This is a genomic window from Gemmatimonadota bacterium (genome assembly GCA_040388625.1).
Lineage (GTDB): Bacteria > Gemmatimonadota > Gemmatimonadetes > Gemmatimonadales > Gemmatimonadaceae > Fen-1247.
Window position 1 is genome coordinate 1 of sequence record JAZKBK010000012.1, and the last position, 3,317, is coordinate 3,317.

Consider the following 3,317-nt stretch of genomic DNA (forward strand, 5'->3'; position numbering starts at 1 on the left):
AACAGTGCGGGGCTGCTATGCAACTACGATTACAACACGGGGAAGAACGCGCGCGCTGGCGGTAGTGGCGGGTTTCTCGTCGATCAATCGACGGGCGGGACCGCGGGCGATTTCGTTATCTACACGGCGCCAACGCAGGCGGCCCCCAACACCGTTACACTAACAGAGCGGTTCAGGGCGAAGCGCGCGGGAGGGTTCCAGGTCAACGGCGGCCCCGCCACCTACTCGGGGGCAGGAACGCCCAATGGGACACAGACCGGATCGCCTGGTGACCTCTATCTGAACACCTCCGGGGGTGCGAACACGACTCTCTATGTGAAGGAATCTGGTGCTTCCACGAACACCGGATGGGTGGCAAAATAACGAGGCTCTCTAAAACAAATCATGCAAAACATAAGCTCCTTAGGCAACGCCTCGCTTGCTCCCCGTCGCAATCCCGCGACGCTCGATCCTACACTCTATCTCCTCTCTAACTCGGGCGTCGTTCCTGGTACGGGCGTCGCGCAGTGGAACGATATAGGAAGGCGCGCTAATAACGCGGCCGAAGGGACGGGGTCCAATCAGCCCCTACTCACCGCGAACGTGTTCGGAGCTCTCCCGGGGGTCACGTACGACGGCACGACGAAGCGTCTAACGATCCCGCACTCGGCCACGTTTAACACGGGGACGGGAGGCTTTCTCGTCTCTTGCCTCTACAAGACCCCCGCGGCATGGTGGGTAACGCAGATATATCGCGCACTCTTCGACAAGAGTGCGGGAACCGCGTGGGCTTCTGCGTCTGATGCGCTCGGCATCGGCTTGGCCGTAGGTAACGACTCCCGGGTTGTCGCGGTGAGTGCGGGTCTCAATACGCTGCGTGTCCAAACTGCCGCGGTTCTCGCCAATTCTACGAAGTACGTTCTTTCGTACGCATACGACGGAATAGGGACGCACACGGTTAGAATCAACGGCAAAGTCGCGGCGACAGTCTCGGCCGCGACAGCAACGAACAACAATACAAATGCCCTAGGTATAGGCTTTAACCCAACGCTAACCACACGATTTCTACAAGGGGACCTCGGCGCGGTCGTGTTCCTGGGGCGCGCGTTGGGGGCACCTCAGATCCAGGCAATAGACCGTTACCTGATGTTGCAAGGGGGCGTGTTAGGTTTTTAGCGCCGCGTACGTTAGCGCCATCAATACCCCACCGAAACCCGCCACGAACGCGAGACGCACGTATCCGTAGCGAAGCCGCTCTGTTTTCAGACAGCACGCGGCCCACGGCAGAAGCGTAGGGACTACGATCGAATGGTAACGCTCGTGTATGATCCCCGAGAACCCAAGAACCAAAATGGCGATCAGGGTCGCGGCCCTAAGCACGTGCACTTCGCGCGGGGTTTCGTCTCCGCTTGCGGCGTTACCTTGTAACATCACCATCAAAAGAGCCCCCGCCGCGAGAACCCCGCCCGCCCAGAGAAGCCAGCTCGTTCCCGTTATTGACACCAGGGGCAACGCGAACGGGTTAATGTATGAAGGGGCGATCACGTTTACGACACCTCGGGGAAGTACGGCCAAAGCGTCGATCATGCGGTTTTCAGAGCCGAGCCCTAGCAATATGGAGCCCTGTGAAGTGTTGTCCGCGAACACCGTATCGTGCACAAGACGATCGTGTCCCGCGCGGCCCAGAGGGCTAAGCTCGTCGTCGGCCGAGGACGAGACATACAACGCGAGAAGAGAGAAGGCGACGCCAAGCGGGGCGATCCTGAATCTCCGGAGGCGGGGGAACGACGACAGCGCGGCCGCGGCCAGAATAGGCAATTGCGCGGAGCGCACCCATATCGCCAAAACAGCACTCCCCACGAAAACCCCCCAGCGCTTACGGATTACCGACCACACCCCCAAGATCAAGAGCAGCGCCGCAAGCGGTTCTTTCGTAGTCGACCCGCACCAGTAGATGGTATCGGGCCCCAGAATCCAGACGCAAAAAAGGGGAACGGTCGAGGCCACACGATCCTTGACGCAATCGCAAAGCATGAGCCCCGCAACTACGCAAAGCGCCCAATTGACGGCGCACCCTATGTAGGGCGAGTCTCCTAGAAGTCGATACATCGTCGAAAGAAACAATACGTAACCGGGCTGCTCGAAGGGTAGATTCTCGGCGAACCTCCCAAGATCGTTTAACGGCACCTCGGCCAGACGCGCGGCAAAATGGTGGTACCTAAAAGCGTCGAACGTGTTCGCGAGCACCCTCAACAGGGGTACGAAAGCGTTGTCCGCGAACCCCAGCGACAGGGCCAACGAGACGCAAGCGGCGAGAACCTTTACCATGTCGCACTTTGCGCCCACGGGCTTTTCGTTGTCAATCCCCCCGTGCACCCCCCGCGACCCGCGACTATAATAGTCCGTGGACGAGAAAAAGGCCGAATACGTAAAAGCCTACGTCGAGGGCCGGCCCTTGCCCCCTAGCGACCCGCCCCCCGCGCGGGCCCCCCTGCGGTCCGTAGACCTCTCGACGGGGCATCCCTGGTACCGAAGAGCTTGGACGTGGCTAAGCGACGCCCATACCTTCCTGGGGAAGTTCGCGGCGATTTGCGCTGTTACAGTGGGAGCGCACGCGTACGTTAAAGGACTGGTCACGACGGAAAACCTCAAGCACGAGGTGAAGGCAGCGCTAGACGAGGCGATCGAAGAGCGCCGGGTAACGAAAGCGCAGACCGAGACGCGCCTCCACGACCTCGAGGCGCGCGCGGAATACTACGCGAAACAGTCCGATATGACTGCGCTAATCACGCGGCAGACCGCCGTAGAGCAAACCAGCCAACGCACTAGCTCCCTAGTCGACGGGTTCATCATGAGGTCCCATGCAAGATAAGAACTCCCGCCGCGCGAAGGTTGACGACCATGCAAGATAAAGAACTGATCGAACGGTTCGACGATCTCAAAGCCTTGACGTCGATGGCGATCAGCCGGGCGGAGATCGCCGCAACGAAGGCCGAAGCTACGGGGGTCGCGCTACTCGACATGCGACGTCTCACCCCCGACGAGAACGGGCTCCCGGGGTTCCTCCCCCACATTGCGAGTCAGCTTGTCCTACTGCGCCGAGAGATCCATCCCGTCTCTGTCGTCCGTACCTATGTGCTCCATGCCGCCATATCGGGGGCCGTGGCCCTCGTCGTCGCGCTGCTCGCCGGTTCGTGTCACTAAAATACTCGCGACGCCACGACTAAAATAGTAGACTAGGGGATGGCCGACTCCCCTTTCGTTCGCGCGATCCTCTCGCTCCTCGGGTCCCGCAAGTTCGTCGCGATGTGCGCAGCGCAGCTCGCTATCGCTATCCC

At 60.3% G+C, this 3,317-nt stretch carries 4 protein-coding genes; 3 read left to right on the plus strand and 1 reads right to left on the minus strand.

All coding sequences use genetic code 11. The annotated features are described in order from the left end of the window. On the plus strand, positions 1 to 363 hold a 363-nt coding region (locus V4529_17035; GenBank protein ID MES2360048.1), incomplete at its 5' end, for a hypothetical protein. A gap of 780 nt (positions 364 to 1,143) precedes the next feature. On the opposite strand, the gene V4529_17040 is transcribed toward V4529_17035, so the two are convergent. After that, on the minus strand, positions 1,144 to 2,307 hold the full coding sequence (locus tag V4529_17040) for a hypothetical protein (GenBank protein ID MES2360049.1): 1,164 nt from the start codon (positions 2,305 to 2,307) through the stop codon (positions 1,144 to 1,146). Between the two features lie 76 nt (positions 2,308 to 2,383). On the opposite strand from V4529_17040, the gene V4529_17045 reads away from it, so the two are divergent. Together V4529_17045 and V4529_17050 are read left to right on the plus strand one after the other, a co-directional pair. Next, positions 2,384 to 2,851: a hypothetical protein gene (locus V4529_17045; protein ID MES2360050.1), complete on the plus strand. Its 468-nt coding sequence runs from the start codon at positions 2,384 to 2,386 to the stop codon at positions 2,849 to 2,851. 29 nt (positions 2,852 to 2,880) lie between these two features. Next, positions 2,881 to 3,183 carry a hypothetical protein gene (locus V4529_17050; GenBank protein MES2360051.1) on the plus strand — a complete coding sequence of 101 codons (303 nt, stop codon included), beginning with the start codon at positions 2,881 to 2,883 and terminating at the stop codon, positions 3,181 to 3,183. Positions 3,184 to 3,317 lie beyond the last annotated feature (134 nt).